Annotated in this window: 17 protein-coding genes; 13 read left to right on the top strand and 4 right to left on the bottom strand. The window is 35.7% G+C overall.

The window, feature by feature from the left end; translation table 11 throughout:
• Positions 1–43: 43 nt before the first annotated feature.
• The gene (gene grxD, locus HLV59_RS07845; RefSeq protein WP_016145530.1) at positions 44–385 is read left to right on the top strand and encodes a Grx4 family monothiol glutaredoxin; all 342 of its coding nucleotides are present in this window, start codon (positions 44–46) and stop codon (positions 383–385) included.
• A 47-nt stretch (positions 386–432) separates the two neighbouring features.
• Here the strand turns inward: grxD and HLV59_RS07840 are convergent, their stop codons facing one another.
• The gene (locus HLV59_RS07840) at positions 433–756 is read right to left on the bottom strand and encodes a hypothetical protein (protein ID WP_062849443.1); all 324 of its coding nucleotides are present in this window, start codon (positions 754–756) and stop codon (positions 433–435) included.
• Positions 757–1,000: 244 nt separating this feature from the next.
• Here HLV59_RS07840 and HLV59_RS07835 point away from each other — a divergent pair, with 244 nt between their 5' ends.
• Positions 1,001–1,900 (top strand): LysR family transcriptional regulator, encoded by a 900-nt coding sequence (locus HLV59_RS07835; protein ID WP_016145532.1) that lies wholly within the window; start codon positions 1,001–1,003, stop codon positions 1,898–1,900.
• A 51-nt stretch (positions 1,901–1,951) separates the two neighbouring features.
• Here HLV59_RS07835 and map read toward each other — a convergent pair whose 3' ends face one another.
• Positions 1,952–2,746, bottom strand: coding sequence for a type I methionyl aminopeptidase (gene map / locus HLV59_RS07830; RefSeq protein WP_016145533.1), 795 nt, complete (start codon positions 2,744–2,746; stop codon positions 1,952–1,954).
• Positions 2,747–3,098: 352 nt separating this feature from the next.
• On the opposite strand from map, the gene brnQ reads away from it, so the two are divergent.
• From brnQ to HLV59_RS07815, 3 genes are all read left to right on the top strand, one after another.
• Positions 3,099–4,400 carry a branched-chain amino acid transport system II carrier protein gene (gene brnQ, locus HLV59_RS07825; protein WP_061875354.1) on the top strand — a complete coding sequence of 434 codons (1,302 nt, stop codon included), beginning with the start codon at positions 3,099–3,101 and terminating at the stop codon, positions 4,398–4,400.
• Positions 4,401–4,589: 189 nt separating this feature from the next.
• A complete protein-coding gene (locus HLV59_RS07820; protein ID WP_062849445.1) occupies positions 4,590–5,009 on the top strand; it encodes a GlcG/HbpS family heme-binding protein in 420 nt (139 codons plus the stop codon).
• A 258-nt stretch (positions 5,010–5,267) separates the two neighbouring features.
• Positions 5,268–5,522 (top strand): hypothetical protein, encoded by a 255-nt coding sequence (locus tag HLV59_RS07815; RefSeq protein WP_005073940.1) that lies wholly within the window; start codon positions 5,268–5,270, stop codon positions 5,520–5,522.
• A 30-nt stretch (positions 5,523–5,552) separates the two neighbouring features.
• Here HLV59_RS07815 and HLV59_RS07810 read toward each other — a convergent pair whose 3' ends face one another.
• Positions 5,553–6,008, bottom strand: coding sequence for a hypothetical protein (locus HLV59_RS07810; RefSeq protein WP_062849446.1), 456 nt, complete (start codon positions 6,006–6,008; stop codon positions 5,553–5,555).
• A 141-nt stretch (positions 6,009–6,149) separates the two neighbouring features.
• On the opposite strand from HLV59_RS07810, the gene HLV59_RS07805 reads away from it, so the two are divergent.
• From HLV59_RS07805 to HLV59_RS07770, 8 genes are all read left to right on the top strand, one after another.
• The gene (locus HLV59_RS07805) at positions 6,150–7,010 is read left to right on the top strand and encodes an alpha/beta hydrolase family protein (RefSeq protein WP_062849447.1); all 861 of its coding nucleotides are present in this window, start codon (positions 6,150–6,152) and stop codon (positions 7,008–7,010) included.
• 323 nt (positions 7,011–7,333) lie between these two features.
• The gene (gene ptsP, locus HLV59_RS07800; RefSeq protein ID WP_171429685.1) at positions 7,334–10,186 is read left to right on the top strand and encodes a phosphoenolpyruvate--protein phosphotransferase; all 2,853 of its coding nucleotides are present in this window, start codon (positions 7,334–7,336) and stop codon (positions 10,184–10,186) included.
• Between the two features lie 15 nt (positions 10,187–10,201).
• Positions 10,202–11,149 (top strand): 1-phosphofructokinase, encoded by a 948-nt coding sequence (pfkB, locus tag HLV59_RS07795; RefSeq protein ID WP_081173550.1) that lies wholly within the window; start codon positions 10,202–10,204, stop codon positions 11,147–11,149.
• Positions 11,136–12,854 (top strand): fructose-specific PTS transporter subunit EIIC, encoded by a 1,719-nt coding sequence (locus HLV59_RS07790; RefSeq protein WP_171429684.1) that lies wholly within the window; start codon positions 11,136–11,138, stop codon positions 12,852–12,854. Before pfkB ends, HLV59_RS07790 begins: the two co-directional genes overlap by 14 nt.
• 840 nt (positions 12,855–13,694) lie before the next feature.
• A complete protein-coding gene (locus HLV59_RS07785; RefSeq protein WP_031948545.1) occupies positions 13,695–14,159 on the top strand; it encodes a MarR family winged helix-turn-helix transcriptional regulator in 465 nt (154 codons plus the stop codon).
• Between the two features lie 185 nt (positions 14,160–14,344).
• Complete coding sequence (locus tag HLV59_RS07780) at positions 14,345–14,560, top strand: hypothetical protein (RefSeq protein WP_031948546.1); 216 nt, start codon at positions 14,345–14,347, stop codon at positions 14,558–14,560.
• Positions 14,561–15,148: 588 nt separating this feature from the next.
• The gene (locus HLV59_RS07775; RefSeq protein ID WP_031948547.1) at positions 15,149–17,245 is read left to right on the top strand and encodes a putative bifunctional diguanylate cyclase/phosphodiesterase; all 2,097 of its coding nucleotides are present in this window, start codon (positions 15,149–15,151) and stop codon (positions 17,243–17,245) included.
• 141 nt (positions 17,246–17,386) lie between these two features.
• Positions 17,387–17,830 carry a universal stress protein gene (locus tag HLV59_RS07770; protein ID WP_031948548.1) on the top strand — a complete coding sequence of 148 codons (444 nt, stop codon included), beginning with the start codon at positions 17,387–17,389 and terminating at the stop codon, positions 17,828–17,830.
• A gap of 54 nt (positions 17,831–17,884) precedes the next feature.
• On the opposite strand, the gene HLV59_RS07765 is transcribed toward HLV59_RS07770, so the two are convergent.
• The gene (locus HLV59_RS07765) at positions 17,885–19,324 is read right to left on the bottom strand and encodes a glucose/sorbosone family PQQ-dependent dehydrogenase (RefSeq protein WP_171429683.1); all 1,440 of its coding nucleotides are present in this window, start codon (positions 19,322–19,324) and stop codon (positions 17,885–17,887) included.
• Positions 19,325–19,351 lie beyond the last annotated feature (27 nt).

Below are 19,351 nucleotides of genomic sequence, written 5' to 3'. Positions count from 1 at the left end.
GAACACGCCCTATAATGCTGCTAGATTAGTTGAGGATCTCTTTATGACTGAACAAGCACGTGATACTGAAGCGTTAATCCGCGATCAAATTGCGAAGCATCCCGTTTTACTTTACATGAAAGGCACTCCACAGTTTCCACAATGTGGTTTCTCTGCACGTGCTGTAGAGGCGCTCAGTCAAATTGGTCGTCCATTTGCATATGTAAATATTTTGGAAAACCCTGATATTCGTGCAATCTTACCGAAAATTGCGAACTGGCCTACATTCCCGCAACTTTGGGTAAACGGCGAACTTATTGGCGGTAGCGATATCATGCTTGAAATGTTCCAAAATGGCGAATTAAAACCATTAGTTGAACAATACAGCGCAGCTCCAGAAGCGTAAATAATAAAAAAGCCAATCAATCGATTGGCTTTTTTATACTCTCAATTCTAACGATCACTTATCCCCACATAGCGAAATAAATTTTCTACGCCTAAATCAGACTTCAAAATAGTTAGATTTTCATAATCGCTTGTCGTTAAAGCTTCAAATACATTCATATTCGGATCTTCGTGTAACTCATCTACATTCTGATTCATACATTCTTCAAATCGATCAGCAATAAATTCGAATCCTAAATCCATAGCAATAAATAAAGTATGTTCACATGGCTGAAGATATTGTTCTTGTGCCCAATTAATTATCGCGTGTTTGCACAAAGGACATTCAATATTCGCAGAAGCATCGTTAAGTTCAATTAATTGATAATGCATTAGAGTGGAGAATTAGAGAAAATTGTAGTGTAAAAGAAATTAATTGAAAGTTCTATAAAAGGCAAGAACACTTACCCAAAAAAAACATACATTAAAATTACATCGTAATTACAATATAATTTCAAATTATTATTTCCAACTAAACAGTTAGTCTATGTTTTAATTACAAAAAATTTATTTTAAGAATGATCGTTGCAAAAATAATAATGTAAAATCATGGGTGTTGCAGAAATAGGATATTTTAATGCTCACAGATCTTGATGATTTTTATTGTTTCGCTCTCGTCGTTGAGCACGGAGGCTTTAGTGCTGCTGAGCGTGTAACGGATATACCAAAATCAAAACTAAGTCGTCGCGTATATAGTCTAGAAGAAAACTTAGGAGTGCGCCTGATTCAACGCAGCTCTCGTCATTTTGCTGTTACAGATATTGGAATGGATATTTATAGACATGCCCAAGTCATGATGAATGCCGCACAAGCCGCTCATGATTTGGTTGATCATCTAAGCATTCAACCTAGAGGCGTTGTGAAGGTTAGTGTGCCTGTTGATATTGCTCAAAATCAACTTCCTAAAATTCTGCCTGCTTTCCTAAAAAAATATCCAGAAATTCGTTTGCAACTTATGGTCAGCAATCGTCGAGTAGATGTTATCAATGAAGGGATTGATCTTGCTTTACGAGTTCGCTCAAAACTAGATGATGACCCAAGTCTAGTTCTTCGACAATTTGCTCTTATAGAGCAAAGCCTATTCGCAAGTCAGGCCTACTTAAATGAGTTTGGTGATATAAAAACGCCTGAGCAGCTGAGTGAACATCGCATTTTAAGCTTATCTGAAGAGCATCTTGATCAGCAATTCCTTTTGCATGGGCCAGATAATCAGCAAAAGAAAATCAAAGTTAGTCCTATCGTAATGGGTACAAACATCCATATGTTGGCACAATTGGCGAGTCAAAACTGTGGTATCGCATTATTACCAGAAAGTGCAGCAGAAGATTTTCTAAAATCAGGTCAACTTATACAAATATTACCGGAATGGAAAGCTCCTCACGGTATATTACATGCCGTATATCCATCACGCCGAGGGTTGCTACCTGCTGTTCGTGTATTTATTGACTATTTAGTAGAACATCTTTCTGAGCATTAAAATGAATTAAAACAAAAAAGTTCGATAATCATCGAACTTTTTTAATATTTTTCAAATTGCGGGATAATTTCCAACGCCTTCAGGCCAAGGCGTTAATAGTTCAAAACCTGTATCGGTTACTGCAACCATATGTTCCCATTGAGCTGATAATGAAAGATCTTGAGTAATGACGGTCCATCCATCATTCAACTCTTTCACTTGCGGTCTACCTGCATTAATCATCGGTTCAATGGTAAAAACCATTCCCTTCTTTAAAACCAAACCTTGGCCACGCTGTCCATAATGCAAAATATTGGGTTGTTCATGATAAACCTTACCAATCCCATGTCCACAATACTCTCGAACAATGCTATACCCTTCTCGATGAGCAACTGACTGAATAGCGTAACCGATATCACCTAATGTAGCTCCTGGCTTGACGGTATGAATACCAGCAACCATCGCTTCATACGTTGTTTCAACAAGTTTCTTTGCTTGTGGATTTACATTACCCACAAAATACATGCGGCTCGTATCGCCAAAATAGCCATCTTTAATAATTGCAACATCAATATTAATAATATCGCCATCTTTTAAAATTTTATTCGGGGATGGAATTCCATGACAAACAACTTCATTTACTGATGTACATATTGTTTTCGTAAAACCATGATATCCCACATTAGCAGGGATAACTTTTAAAGTATTTACAATATAGTCATTACACAAGTTATCTAAATATTCAGTAGATACACCTGGTTTAATATATGCCCCTATCATTTCTAAAACTTGCGCAGCCAAGCGACCAGAAACTCTTAATTTTTCCAGATCTTGCTCAGTTTTTATTGTAACAGTAGAAGCTCTCATTCAGTTTTATCCTCGTAGACCCTGCTTTTGCAATGCCTACAAAAATGTAAGTTAATTTAGAATATTTTAGAACGGATATAGGATAGGCTGGAAGCGTTAAATGCCCAAATATTCAACATTCATAATAGAAATCTATACTTTTATTTTTGCATAATTTCTTTAAAAAGTCAGACACAAAAAATGATTTCCTAATTTCTTTCAATGGTTTTTCAAATAGATACCTTAACCAGTTGATATTTTTAATATCTACTAAAGCTTTTTACGCTCCGAAAAAAATCTTTTTCACATAAAATACCGCTTGATCATGCTTTCTTTTGCTCTAAAATTCCTTCTTTTTTATTCATTTTAATTTATGCAACATCTTCGTACTGGAGATATTATTGCCTTAGGTTTTATGACCTTTGCCCTTTTTATTGGGGCTGGCAATATTATCTTTCCTCCCATTGTCGCTCAACAAGCAGGTGATCATGTATGGCTAGCCGCTATAGGCTTTTTGATTACTGCAGTTGGTCTACCTGTAATTACCATCATGGCACTCTCTCGTATGCAGGGTTCCATTGAAATAATTAGCTCTCCTCTAGGTCGTGTAGCAAGTCTGATTTTAACTGTTGTTTGTTATTTATCAGTAGGCCCTTTATTTGCTACTCCACGTACAGCTACTGTTTCTTACGAAATTGGTTTTTCTTCTTATTTTGGAACATCAAGTAGTAGCCTTTTAATCTACAGCGCAATTTATTTTTCATTTGTAACTGTAGTTTCACTTTATCCAAACAAGTTGTTGGATACTGTTGGACATGTGCTTGCTCCCCTAAAAATTATTGCTTTAGCAATTTTAGGCATTGCAGCAGTGATGATCCCTGCGGGTTATGTCCCTGCTCCAATCAACGATTACGTTGCCTCTCCTGTTTCGGAAGGTTTCGTAAATGGTTATCTCACTATGGATACTTTAGGCGCATTAGTATTCGGTATCGTAATTATTCAAGCGATTTATTCGCGTGGTGTTACAGATAAAAAATTAGTGACCAAATATGCGATTATTGCCAGTCTTATTTCTGGTGCAGGCCTGACTTTAGTCTATTTAAGCTTATTCAAATTAGGTGTAGGTAGTCATGAAGTTGCACCAAATGCAGCAAATGGTGCAGTAATTTTACATGCATATGTTCAACATGCTTTTGGCAATATGGGTTCATTATTCTTAACTGGCCTAATTTTTCTAGCATGTATGGTGACAGCGATTGGCTTAACTTGTGCTTGCGGTGAGTATTTTGCTCAGTTAACTAAGTTGCCTTACAAACTTTTAGTATTCATTTTAGTTGGTTTCTCTTTCATTATTTCTAATCTTGGATTAACCAAACTTATTGCTGTATCAGTACCTGTTTTAAGTGCAATTTATCCACCAGCAATTGTTGTGATTATGCTGAGCTTCTTTTGGAAATTTTGGCACAAACCTTCTTTTATTGTCGGTTCAGTAACAAGTATTGCTTTAATTTTCGGTATTATTGACGGTATTAAAGTTGCTGGTTTTGGTGATTATTTACCTAATTTTCTTCAACATTTACCTTTAAATGAACAAAACTTAGCTTGGTTGATCCCATCTTTAGTTGTTCTAGCAATTACCGTAATTATCGACAAAGTTAAATTTAAAAACATTTAATCTAGTGTCTCTTTTGAAATCGAGTTTTACCCAAACATGATTTTATATATTGAATAAAATGCTGAGTTTACCCAACCGGCATTTTATTTCCACACTACTTTCAATGACAAATCAACTATAGATATAATCATTTTTTACTGTAAAATTACACTAAAATAATTTTTAACTTACTAGGAAAGAAGAGCAACAATGAAAAGTAAATATTACCTAACACAAGCAGATGCAGAGTTTTTAATGGAAGAAGCTCAAAAATATGCAATTGAACACAACTTTAAAGTCAGTATCGCTATTGTTGATGAAACAAGTTCTCTACTGTTGATGAAGCGTTTAGATGGTGCTTCACCTTTATCCTCCCATTTATGTTTAGAAAAAGCAAAATGCTCTTCAATATCAGGTAGACCTTCAAAATTCTATGAAGAACTTCTGCAAAGTGGTCGCTTAGGTTTTTTAAGTATGCCTAGTGCTCAAGGAATGCTTGAAGGTGGAAAACCAATTCTTTATGACGGCCAAATTTTAGGGGCGATTGGTGTGTCTGGTGTTCAATCTTTTGAAGATGCAGAAATTGCTCAACATGCAATTGATACCTTTTTAAAAAAACAAAATAGCTAAACTGAACTTATAGAAAAGAGAAATTATTACACTTTTCACTTAAATATTTCTCTTTTCTAAAAAATTAAGTATTTTATACAAAAATATTTAATATTTACTTTTTTAATACCTTAACCTTTTATAAATATAGAGTTTTTTATAAAACTGCTCAAAAAATTTTCTATTCACTATTGAATTGCACTAAAAATAGAAGTACAACATTAAACTTATTCTTGACTAAAACATACGGTTTTAGCACAACCACAAGGAGGGATGGAGATGTTATCATTACATTTCAACAAACAAGTCTTCATTAACACTCTGAACAGCAAAGATTCAGTTGTTTATGGAGTAACACCGCTTGCTCTTATGCTGACTTTACTGTTTCAAGGTATGATTAAAGGAAATCTGAAACCCGAATACTTTATGTATGCGATGGTTGTTTCTTTCATATTTTGTGTGTGGGCCTTTGTCGACCATAAGATGCGAAAACTAGCTAAAAGACGTCTTAGTCAACAAAATTTGAATACTTAAAAAATGGATGAGCAATCATCCATTTTTATTTTACACACCTAGAAATAAAAAAATTGTTCCAATAACTAAAATAGCTGTAGCTAGTAATTCAGTCACAATCAAACCTATCATCATTAAAGACATTAACCATGAAGGCAAACTAAAATGACCCAACTTATGTGGACGTTTAAATTGATTTGTCGTGTCCTGTAAATAGCCATGTACGATATAAATCAGAATTGAAAAACTAAAAAATAGAATATTTGCGAACACGCACCACAAAGCAATATTTTCATTTAAAACAGTAAAATAGCTTAATACAGCTAGAATGAGACTAGCAGCTGCATATAACAAACTACTTCGATGAGCGATATCTACATAATAATGCGCACGACTTAATTCTGAACGGCGTATTTGCCAATATTTCCATACCCCAGTTAACATCCCTACCCATAAAAATATGCCACTAAACACAATTGCAAGTTGTACTGCTTTCGGTAAATCCATCTTTTTTCCAATTATTTGTTTTATTCAAATTTAATGAGCTGTATAACATAAATATTGACTTTATAGTCACATTTTAATCAAGTATCATTTTAGAACTCATGTAAATTACAGATATCAACAAACTAACTATTACGCAATATTATGGATAACACTTTTGAATCATTTTGGATGACCTGCGAAGATGGTTATCAACTTGCTGCACATTTTTATCCAGCTCAATCAAAACAACTAGCCACTCCTGTGTTAATTTGCCCAGCCACAGGTATTACTAAAAACTTCTATCATTCTTTCGCTACATGGTTAAGCGAACAAGGATATGACGTATTAAGCTTTGACTTCCGTGGAATTGGAGACTCCTTACACGGGTCTCTGAAGCAAAGTACTGCAAGTATTAATGATTGGGGAATTCTCGATATTCCTTGTGCAATTGATACATTATTAGAAAAAACTAAAGCAGAACAAGTTACCCTTCTTGGCCATAGTGCTGGTGGGCAATTACTAGGAATTGTGCCTAATTTTCATAAAGTCGCAAAAGTTGTTGCAGTCGCAGGCTCTACGGGCCATGTAAGGGGTCTCAAAGGTAAAACCAAGTTTTTAGCGCCAGTCATGTTCAATTTTATCTTCCCAATCTCTAGTGCCTTAAAAGGATACGGAGCAACACAATTTATTGGAATGGGAGAAAACTTACCAAAAAAAGTCGCTCAACAATGGCGCGAGTTTTGTAGTCGTCCAGGCTATGTGAAAAATGCAATTGGTAAAACAGTCCACCATGATTTTCATAATGAAATTATCTGCCCTATTACTTCTATTTGGGCAAGTGACGATGAAATTGCAACCAAGCGTAACGTAGAAGAGTTATTAAAACTTTATCCTAATGCACCCACAAAAATGCTAGAACTAAACCCTATCAAACATGGATATAAATCAATTGGTCACATGTTAATGTTTAAAAAATCACATCAAAAGTTGTGGTCACTCTTGGAACAAGAAATTCAACACTAATTTTAATTAATCTTTTTACTTTTGCCTCTATGCCCGTAATCCGGTGTAGAGGTATTTTTTTAATATGTGTCTTCAGTTTCTATTATAAAATTGCTTTATTATCTTTACAGTTATCATAAAAATTTAAAATATTAATAATGGATTCTCCTTTGTATTAAAAACAAGCATTTTTTACGTAAATACGTCGATATAGCCTTAAAGTTCTGCTATGGTAATTTATACGAAGCTGTTGTTTAAAAACGGTTAAATTAACCTATTTTTAATACAAACGGCTTCTTTTTTTCTGTTTTAGCTAAACCTAAAGATATCGTTCAAGGATAAATATGCTAGCACTAGAGCCTCGACATATTCATATGAATCAACATGCTGTTGATAAAACACATGCATTACAGTGTCTAGTAGATATATTGGAGAAAGATGGGTTAGTCACACCTGACTATATTACAGGACTCATTAATCGTGAAGAGCAAAGTGCAACCTATTTGGGCCAAGGAATTGCTATTCCCCACGGTACTCCCCAATCTCGTGAATGTATTTTAGAAACAGGTATCCGTTTAGCTCATTTCCCCGAAGGAATAATATGGGATGGTGAAAACAGAGTTTATTTAGCTGTTGTTATTGCAGCAAAATCAGATGAACACTTACAAGTCCTACAAATATTAACCAGAGCTTTAATGCATGATGTAAGTGAACAGGTAAAAAATGCGAAACAACCTGAGCAAATTATTGAAATATTACAAGCTCAGCCGTTATCTTTAAATTTACATGAAAATTTAATTCAAACTGAAATTGAATCTCAAGATATTGAAGATTTGTTTTGGTCAGCATCTCAAATTCTAAAAAAACACAATTTTGTAAAGTGTGGTTTTCTAAGTTCACTTGACCCTAATCAAGTTATTCAACTACAAGATCAGATCTGGTCTATTTCAAGTACCAAATTCGTTCAACAACCAGCAATCAGTATCGTAAAGCCTCACCATGCATTAGAGTTAGGTGAAAAAAAATTAAATACACTCGTATGTATAGCTGCCAATGAACAATTAGATAGCCAGAGATTTAATCGACTGATTGATATTCTGTTTAATCCAGAGCAAGTTGCGCAATTAGACCAAACACAAGCACCAAATGAAATTGCTAAAATCATTGGTGCAGATGTTATTCCAGATTGGCCTCATCGTTCTGTTGTACTCGCTAATGCACATGGATTACATGCTCGACCAGCCACTCATTTAGTGAACTTAACCAAAAGTTTTCAAGGTGATATTCAGGTCGCAGTAGATGAAGGAAATTTTGTTTCCGCTAAAAGTTTGACGCGGCTCTTGGCTTTAGGATGTAAACGTGGACAAACTCTACGTTTTATTGCCGAACCAGAAACGGATGCAGTTGAAGGTTTAGATAAAGTTATTCAAGCAGTACAACAAGGCTTAGGGGAAGAAGTTGAACCTCTTCAATCTTCAGACATCACAGTAGAACAACCAAATAAAATTGAAGCTCCCTCAAAAAGAATTAGTTCAAATACAGGTATTCCGGCTTCTAGTGGTCTAGCTTTTGGCCCTGTACATGTCATTAAACCCAAAGTCTATCAATATGAACGTATGGGTTTGAGCGTCAAAGTAGAAAAAGAAAATCTTGATATTGCCCTTCATGCAGTTAAAAACAACATTCACCAAGTTATTGCAAAATCTGAAGTGGCTGAAATTAAGCAGATCTTCCAAGCCCATTTAGAAATGCTTGACGATCCAGATCTTATTAATGGTGTATATCAAAAAATTAACTTAAACCTTTCTGCTCCTGCTGCTTGGCATGAACATATTGAAGCAGCAGCCAAAGAGCAAGCAGCTCTACCAGACCGATTACTGGCTGAGCGTGCCACAGATTTACGTGATATTGGTGATCGCGTTTTGGCTCAACTTTGTGGTGAGGTTATCATCGAAGAACCTAAAGAGCCTTATATTTTAATTATGTATGATGTGGGACCAAGTGATGTGGCCCGCCTTAATAAAGATAGAGTTGCAGGTATTTTGACAGCTGTAGGTGGTGCAAGTGCACATAGTGCTATTGTTGCTCGGGCTTTAGGTATACCCGCAATTGTTGGTGCTGGTGATCAAGTACTAGATATTGAGCAAAAAAGTTCTCTATTAATTAATGGAGATACAGGAGCCTTTATCTTAAATCCTAATACTCAGCAAATTGAACATGCCAAACAAGAACGTGAGCTTCAGAAAAAAATTCGTGAAGAAGCTGAACGTCATAGCCAAGAGCCTGCGATTACTCTAGATCAGCATCAAATTGAAATTGCTGCCAATCTCGGAAGAGTTCAAGCAACCGCCCATGCAGTAGAATGTGGTGCCGAAGCAATTGGCCTACTGAGAACAGAGCTTGTTTTTATGGCTCATAGTAGCGCTCCAAGTGAAGCTACCCAAGAAGCAGATTATCGCATTGTCTTAGATGCTCTTGCAGGCCGACCACTTGTAGTACGTACTCTAGATGTAGGTGGTGACAAACCACTCTCTTACCTTCCTATTGCTGAAGAAGAAAATCCATTTTTAGGATTAAGAGGTATTCGTTTAACGCTGAGACAGCCAGAACTGTTGCGTCAACAACTTATCGCATTGCTTAAAGCTGCGGATGACCGCCCTTTAAGAATCATGTTTCCAATGATTGGCCGTGTAGAGGAATGGCGTGCTGCGAAAGTAATTCTTGATGAAGTTAGGGTTCAACATCCATGTGATAATTTACAAGTCGGTATTATGATAGAAGTTCCTTCTGCTGCTTTGCTTGCACCTATCCTCGCTCAAGAAGTGGACTTCTTTAGCATAGGAACAAATGACTTAACTCAATATACTTTAGCCATTGACCGTGGCCACCCTATTCTCTCGGCTGAAGCAGATGGACTACACCCAAGTATTTTGCAATTGATTGATCAAACTGTAAAAGCTGCACACAAACATGGCAAATGGGTGGGTATATGCGGTGAACTTGCTGCTGATCCAAAAGCTGTACCAATCCTTGTAGGTTTAGGTGTAGATGAGCTCAGTATGTCGCCAAATAGCATTCCTTTAGTGAAAGCTCAAATTCGTACACTCAACTACAGCAAAGCTCAGATGCTTGCAAATCGTGCACTAGAATGTGATAGCGCCCCTGCTGTACGTCAGTTATCCGAACAAGAAATGTAAAGATTAGGAATGGTAATGGCTAAAGTTTTAACAATTACTTTAAATCCTGCAATTGATGTGACTATACAACTCAATGAGTTACAGATAGGTCAAGTGAATCGTCAAGAATCTGTAGAAATACATGCAGCAGGCAAAGGCTTAAATATTGCACAAGTTTTAAAAGATTTGGAGCATGAGGTTATTGTTTCTGGCTTTTTAGGAACAACTAACAAACAGATTTTTGATGAGCATTTTAAAAAAGCTCAATTTCAACCTGAATTTATTTATGTTGAAGGTGAAACTCGTCAAAATATAAAAATTGCTGAAGATTCCGGACGGATGACTGATTTAAATGGAAAAGGTTTCTTAGTTTCTGAACTAGATAAAAAAAACCTCTTCCAAAAAATCGAAATGATATTGCCTCAGATCGATGTGGTCGCTATTGCTGGAAGTCTCCCACAAGGTTTTAGTGTTGATGAATTACAACAACTTATTAAACTCATTCAAGACCACGGGAAAAAAGTTGCACTTGATACTAGCGGTAAAGCTTTGGTTGCCGCCATTGAATGCCAACCATGGATGATTAAACCAAATACAGATGAGTTAGTAGAAAGTTATCAGCTCCCTGCTACAACTTATGCTGAACAAAAAAAGCTTTTTGAAAAGTTAGCTAAAATTGAGCATGTCGTTATTTCAATGGGTGAAGACGGTGTAAACTGGTTACACGACACTCACCCACTTCATGCTACAGCCCCTAAAGTGATAGTTAAAAGTACCGTTGGTGCGGGTGACTCTCTTTTAGCAGCTATGATTCATGGTTTAATAAATGGTTTTTCTGCCGAAGAAACATTAAAAACAGCCACGGCTATTGCGAGCCACGCTGTAACACAAATAGGCTTTCGTATTCCTAATACTGAAAAGCTAAACCAATTAAAAGCCCAAACTACAATCAATTCATTGAGTGAATCTGATGCCAACTGCTAAACGTTTATTATTTGTTATTAATAGTCCGCAACAGCAAGTCAATGCTTTGATTTTAGCTCGCAAACTTGCACAAGTCGCTTCCCAACAGGGTTATCAAAATAGCATTACCACGATCAACGAATTCGATCCGAGTGAAAGCTTTGATCAAGTCATCGTGATTGGACAACGGCCGAAAGATCTTCATATTTTTGGTACACATTCTTTAGCTTTCATTAGCATTGAAGAGATCAAAAATGATGCTCACACAGCGTTGCAAACAGCATTAGACAATTTTAAGTTTGCCCATGACTGGCAAAATGATAACAACGTGACGGCAACTACTGCTAAAAAGTTTGTAGCAATCACTGCATGTCCTACTGGTGTTGCACATACCTTTATGGCCGCTGAAGCTTTACAGCAAGGCGCAGAAAAACTCGGTTATGACATTGAGGTAGAAACACAAGGTTCCGTTGGTGCAAAAAATATTTTATCAGCTCAAGCTATTGCTGAAGCGGACATTGTGATTCTTGCGACTGACATTGAAGTTAATACAGACCGTTTTGTAGGTAAACGTGTTTATCGATGTAGTACAGGTTTTGCACTAAAGCAAACAGATAAAGCCTTTGCTGAGGCAATCAGCAATGCACAAGTTTTAGAACAAGGTAAGCAACAAACATCTGCAGAAAACAAAGATAAAACTGAAAAAGTTGGCATATACAAACATCTCTTAACTGGTGTTTCTTTTATGCTGCCTATGGTAGTGGCTGGAGGTCTTTTAATCGCCCTCTCTTTATGCTTTGGTCTCAATGCAGCTGAGCAAGCGGGTAGCTTACCAGCCATATTAAAACAAATTGGGGCCGCAGCATTTATGCTTATGGTTCCAATGTTATCTGGTTATATTGCCTACTCGATTGCTGATCGTCCTGGTCTTGCACCTGGTTTAATTGGGGGCTTACTCGCATCTCAGCTACAAGCAGGTTTTTTAGGTGGTATTGTTTCAGGTTTCCTCGCAGGTTATATCGCGCTTTTTATTGCAAAAAAACTTAAACTTCCTACAAGTTTAGAGGCACTTAAACCGATTTTAATTATTCCTCTATTAGGTACGTTATTTGTTGGCCTTATTATGTTCTATGTGGTTGGGCAACCTGTAGCACATGTTTTTGAGCTAATGAAAGACTTCTTAAATAACATGGGTACAACAAATGCTGTGTTAATGGGAATTATATTAGCAAGCATGATGTGTATTGATTTGGGTGGTCCAATCAACAAAGCAGCCTACGCTTTTACTGTCGGATTACTGACAACAAATACTTATATGCCTATGGCAGCCACAATGGCTGGCGGCATGGTCCCAGCTATTGGTATGGCAATTGCAACTTTCATCGCTAAAAGTAAATTTAGTACAGGAGAGAAAGATGCCGGAAAAGCAGCTTTTGTATTAGGTTTATGTTTTATTTCTGAAGGTGCTATTCCCTTTGCAGCTAAGGACCCAATGCGTGTAATCCCGACATGTATTTTAGGTGGAGCTGTGACTGGAGCACTTGTTGCCCTCTTCCATTGCGAATTGGTTACACCTCACGGCGGTGTATTTGTTCTTTTAATTCCTAATGCAATTAATCATGCTTGGTTATATCTTGCTGCAATTGCTGCGGGTAGTATCGTTACAGGTATAAGCTATGCGATTGTTAAGAAAAAGTTAGAAGAAAAACCTGTCGCTATTTCATAATTAAAAAGGGAGAATATAAATTCTCCCTTTTTAATTAAATATCCTTTCTCAAATAAAAATTAAAAACCATTTAATAATTAATTTTCTAAAGTTTGGATCATTTAATCTGAATAGCTCTCGCCATAATTTGTGCTGGTACTTCTTTTGCGAGCATTACAGTTAAAGTTGATTCTTTTTTGTGATTTAGCAGATACATTTGAAGTAAAATTTATAAAAAATATAATTTATAGAAAAAACAACACCATTTCACAAGCTCACAGTCTTGGAGCAACTTATTATTTTTTCAATAATAATCAAATAGTTAATTAAAGAAATACTTTTATTTTACTAAATAAGAGATGTTTCATGTTAAATGTATGGTAAATTTCACCAATACCAAAACAATACAAGATATTGATATTTATGTATATTTATTATTTAAATATCTTGATTTTTCATAATTATGACTTTAGAGACAAAAACTTTCTCGTTCAATGCCACGTTCAAATCATAATTTTTTTTCTACGATGCCCTTGCAAGCAATATCGTTCAATTAACGATCAAGCAAGCTTAAATGCAATCTTACATATCTGCTCAAAGAACTTTAGATACTGCTTTGTTAAGCAGTATTAAACTCTAATAATCTTTGATGATAGATGAAGAATATTTTAAGTTTATGCAAAGTTATAGTTGTGCTCTATAAAGATAATGGCTGTTAAAACATGTCATTGTTAAATGAAGCTATATAACTTTTGCTCATCAAGTAAAGTCCTGCTATAAATTGCTTGATGAAACTATATTTTTCAACTATTAAAGATAGTTCACCAGAAATGCGATCCACCAAGGTATGGGGAAAAGTCAATGACAAAGAAGTATGCGCGTTTTTTACCTACAACAGAATCTTTTACTCTTGAAGATTTTCCATATTATTGGATTACTCAAGTACATGCTCAATATGTACAAAACATTGATAATGCTTTAAAAAAATATGGTTTAGATAACTCACGTCGACGCATCATGTTGGCTTTAAGCAGCAAGCCCCATGCAAGTGTTTCTGAACTTTCAGATATGATTATTTCAAAAATGTCGACCACCACAAAAATCGTTTATCGTTTAAAAGATGAAGGTTTGGTTGAAACATATTCTTGCCAGACTGATGGTCGAATTACCCGTGTAGTACTCACAGATAAAGGTATTGAAATGATCAACAAGATCAATGATCTAACCAGTGTAGTACTTGAGCAGTCCTTTGAAGGAATCACTCCTTTACAGTTAGAAAAAATGATGGAAAGTCTAAAATTACTTTTAAAAAACCTTTCTCGTTAAAATCAAATAAAAACTTTTTTATAAGTAGTAATTAAGCTCTCTTTACGAGAGCTTAATTATTTTAGCTTTAAAGGTTAGGTCATAACTGCCAACATAAAATAATCAATTAACCTTCCATCTGTTGACTTGAGCTCTTAACTCCAGTAGAAATTCTCTTTCAATAATTGAATAGCAAATTTCGGAAAATGGCTAAAAGAAAATACAAAAGTGACAAGTTTCAGGTGCGTCGTATTAACCGTAAATGGTGGGTACTCGAAAAAGATCTTGAATCAAACTGCTATTTAAAACATGAGCAAGTGGCAACAAAAACCTTGGCAAACAATTATGCTGATGATTATATCGAACAGTACTATATGAATCTGTACATTCAACAAGAGTTGAATAAAGCAGAAACTGTATAAAAAGCCATTTTGGCTTTTTTTATTTTTATTGTGTGATTTTATAAAAACTAAAAATTATGCATAAAAAAAACCTACATCTTGGGGAAAATGTAGGCTATAAAATGCACAAAAAGGAAATATATATCCTTTTTGACAAAGAGAATTTTACGATAATGTAAGTCATTACTTTATGTTACTTTTGTAAATTTAATAGTGTTTATTGTATTTATTCAAACTCTTTTAGAATTTCTTTAGTTATATAATATGTATAAAATTTAATTTATCAGAATTTTTATTTCCAAGTTTACTCTTTCTTTATTGTTAAGTTTATTTTGATTAAGATAAATATAACTAAATATTTATAAGCTTCTGTTTTAATAAGTTTTTTACAAAAAGAATCATAAATATTTTTTTAAGAAAAGATCGATAAAACTCAATAAATAACAAAAACATAAATTAAATATTGAGTATATATTAATTTTAATAACTCAATTTTAGTTCAAAAAAAACACACATGAAATTTATTTATTACTGTTTTGGATACTACAGAAAGATTACAATAACGACTAATAAATAGATTAATCAACTCGCAATCTTTCTAGGCATGTTATGACTTCAATGTCGAACAACACCCAAAAGCATTTTATTGTTGAGCAGATTCCACTACCAACTTGGGTTAGTGATGAAAATGGCTTGATATTATATTGCAATGTTGAGTGTACAGAATATTGGTTGGATACTTTTTCTCCACTGCCCCAGCAATGGTTAGATTTTATATATCCTGCCGATTTAGATGAAGTCAAAAATAGATGGCTCGAAGCAATTCGTCTACAAAAAAGAATAGAATTAAAGTGTCGACTTTTACAAGTTGGGAATCAATATAGATGGTGCAAACTCTCTATTCAAGCCTCTAAGTATCGTGGTTCATCTCAGATTAACGAATGGTATGTTAGTTTTTTAGATATTGATCATGATATTCAAGAACAACAAAACTTGCAGAAGAACATTGAAATACAAAATCAAATGTTAGACATCAGTGTAGATTGCATTAAAGTACTGAATGTAGACGGCACAGTTTCTCATATGAATAAATCAGGATGCCTCGCTTTAGGTATCCCTGTTGATGAAACAGAATTTGGAATGAAATGGCTTGAACTATTGCCGCCCCATATTCGTAAACGTGGACGCATTGCTTTAAAAAAAGCTCTGCAAGGCAAGGTTGCCCGATTTGCTGGGATGAGCTGTTTACCAGATCAAGACCCTGAGTATTGGGATAATATGCTTACCCCGATTCATCGGGAAAATGGTGAAATCGGACAAATACTTTGTGTTTCGCGTAATGTTACTCAGCAGCATTTAACAGAAAACCAGCTTAGGAATATGAGCGAGAGAGATGAACTGACGGGTTTATGTAATCGACGTTCATTTAAATTCCAACTTAAACGTACCCTTGCCTATTCAAAAGACACTCAAACAAGTGTGGGTTTGCTTTTAATTGATCTCGATCATTTTAAGCATATTAATGATACTTTAGGACATAGTGCTGGTGATCATCTATTAAAAGTTCTCTCCAAACGCTTTAGCCATTGTGTAGATGCGGAACGATGTTTTGTTGCACGGCTAGGTGGAGACGAGTTTGCGGTTATTATTAATAACCTCAGCTCTGAAAGCGACGTGCGTGACCTTGCAGCAATTTTACTTCAGCAGCTAAATCAACCTATTACCTATTTAGGTAATGTTCTAAATGGCGGTATGAGTATTGGTTGTGCGATTTACCCGCAAGATGCCGAAGACCAGTCAGGTTTACTTAGTTGCGCTGATATGGCCTTACATGACTTAAAAGCGCGTGGTCGTGGCGGAATTCGCATGTATGACCCATGCATGATGCAAATGACCGAGACAGTCGCTTCTCAGCTTAACTTAGCACGTCAACTCATTCGTCATCATACAATCCAGCCATACTACCAACCAAAAGTAGATTTAAGAACTCACCATGTGGTGGGTTTTGAAGCTTTATTAAGATGGCATACGACTTCAGCTCAAAGAGGCTACCCAGCACAAATTGCAGAAGCTTTTAAGGATTATAATTTAGCGAGTAAAATTGGTGAAACGATGCAACATCAAGTTTTGCGTGACATCGCTAAATGGATAAATCTTGGTATTACCCCCCTTCCTGTTTCCTTAAATGCCGCACCTGTAGAGTTCTTAAGAGACAACTATGCTGAACGGCTTTTGAAGAAGATTAATCAATTTCAAATACCGACACATTATATTGAAATTGAAGTCACCGAACATATGCTGGGTGACCGAGGTTCAGAATATGTGATCCGGGCACTAAATAAATTAAAACAGCATGGGGTACGTATTGCACTAGACGACTTTGGTACTGGTTTTTCATCGCTAACCCACATTCGCGATTACCCGATTGACAGTTTAAAAGTAGATTGTAGCTTTATACAAAAGATGCAACATGACCCATCAATTTATGCGATTGTTCAAGCAATTGGTTTACTCGCCCCAAATTTATCACTCGGGCTTATTGCTGAAGGGATTGAGACGCCTGAACAAGAAGAACTACTTCGACAATTTGGTTATAGCATAGGTCAGGGATTTTTATTTGAATCTGCTATAGATTCTAATCAAGTCATTTCAATACTCAAACAAAATCGACCCTACCTAGAAAGTCATTACAATGGGTTAAGATAAAATATTAAGTAAACTTTCTTGGTTCCATTCATACTAAAAATAAACAATAACGTTAAAAAAAATTGTTCATAATATAAACACAAGGATAATAATTCGGTGTTTTCACACCATACATTGTCATCGGACAGTAAGGAGCAATATATGAGTTACCAACATATTTTAGTTCCCGTTGATGGTTCACCTACCTCACTTATTGCAGTTAATCATGCAGCAGCAATTGCTAAGGCCTTTAACAGTAAAGTAACTCTAGTATATGCCCTCACAATAGATCCTTTCATTTCTGTTGAATTTATTGATAGTACAGAATTAGCAAGGGATTATTTTGATAAAGCAAAAACTGCAATTCAGGGAATTCTCGATCAAGCCAAAGAACAGTTTAATCAACATGGGATTTCTGTAGATACACAAATTGTCGAGGGTCAAACAATTCATACTGAAATTATTAAAGCGGCAACTGAGTCAAAAGCTGATCTTGTTGTGATTGGCTCCCATGGACGTAAAGGGTTTAAAAAATTCTTCTTAGGAAGCGTGACCCAAGCTCTTTTAGGAGAAATTCATTTACCGGTACTCGTCGTAACTGAATAGCCTTTTTGAAGCTAAAAAACCGATCTTTATAGATCGGTTTTTTAATAGGCTGTTTTACTTAGCTTTATACGTAAACTTAATGAGAGATCCTGAATTCTCTAATGTATTTGTTACAGAGCCGTCATCCTTTTGAACATTTCCGGCTGTATCAGTTAATACATATAAAACGTTCCCATCTGGGCTTGCAATTACATCTCGATAACGGTTGTTGCTTTTAAACATCGGCACAGCATCATCATAAGTTGTGCTGTAAGTTGGATCTAGCTTAATACGGAAAATAACGCCACGTTTTAAAGATGGAACCAATAATGTATTTTCCCAACCGGAAATTGCTTTTTTGCCGCCCTTATAGACGTAAGCAGATGACGGCGCAACTGTTGGCCAACAAATATAGGTCATATCTCCACAAGTTGGATCGTTATAGTTGTAGGTATCTTGAACGGTATATAAAGTTTTTAATGGTGGGACAAAGTTTTTACCTGTCCATTCAGATTCGTTCGTCACAGGAACACCTGCGGCTACTTTTACTCCGTTCTGAGCTAGATCCTTAACTGACTTATTGGCTGCTGCTGAATAATTTGCATAAGCATAACCACTATCGTCTTTATACCCAGCTACATTTGGCCAACCATAGTTGCCACCTTTAACTATGAGATTAATTTCATCGTCAGAGTTTGGACCTTGTTCAGATTGCAGAAGCTTACCATTTGGAGTGAATGCTAAGCCCTGAGGATTACGATGCCCAAGTGTATAAATATGACTAACTACCCCATTAAAACTTGGGTTATCTTTTGGGATACTTCCGTCAAGATTTAAGCGTAGTACTTTACCCATGTAGGCATGATAGTTTTTACCACTCAGCTCTTGTTGAGTTGGTGTATGCTGTGCTTCATTTGGCAAGAACAAATAAGCAAGCTGGTTACGTCCTTGGTCACCGATCGTATAATAAATTTTTTGATCTGGACCAATGACAAGTCGACCTGACTGATGGTCTTTCGATGAAGGTAATCCTGCTAATAAATCTACAGGCTTCTCAAGCGTATCCGTAGCCTTATTATAGGTATAACGACGGATAATCGTTTGATTTGGTAATTCTTTATCTGTAGATTTCGGGTTTTTAAAAGTACCTGAAATATAGATATAAGGATTATTTTCAAAGTCAGGATGAAAAGCAAAGCCTAATAAACCGTTTTGCCCATCAGAATCACTTACAATCTCCGGCACCTGAAAGACTGTTTTTACACTGCCCGACTCTGGATTAACTCTTAGAATCTTGCCTGTTGCCCGTTCAGTTAACCAAATTTGATTATCAGGGCCCCATAACAAAGCATGCGGCTTATTTAAATTAGATAGAATAACTTTCTTATCAAACTTGTCTGTTTTTGCTTTAGCAAATTGAGAAGGAGTAAGAGGAACGTCAGCAAATGCTGCATTGAGAGTAACTAACTGAGCAACGCCCAGTAAGGCTATTTTAGCCAATAAATGTTTATTCATATGTCCACCCTATAAATTTTTCGAGAA

The sequence above is a fragment of the Acinetobacter lactucae genome, from assembly GCF_013122135.1.
Taxonomy (GTDB): domain Bacteria; phylum Pseudomonadota; class Gammaproteobacteria; order Pseudomonadales; family Moraxellaceae; genus Acinetobacter; species Acinetobacter lactucae.
The sequence above is the reverse complement of the archived record's forward strand: the minus strand, read 5'-3'. Positions and strand labels throughout refer to the sequence as shown.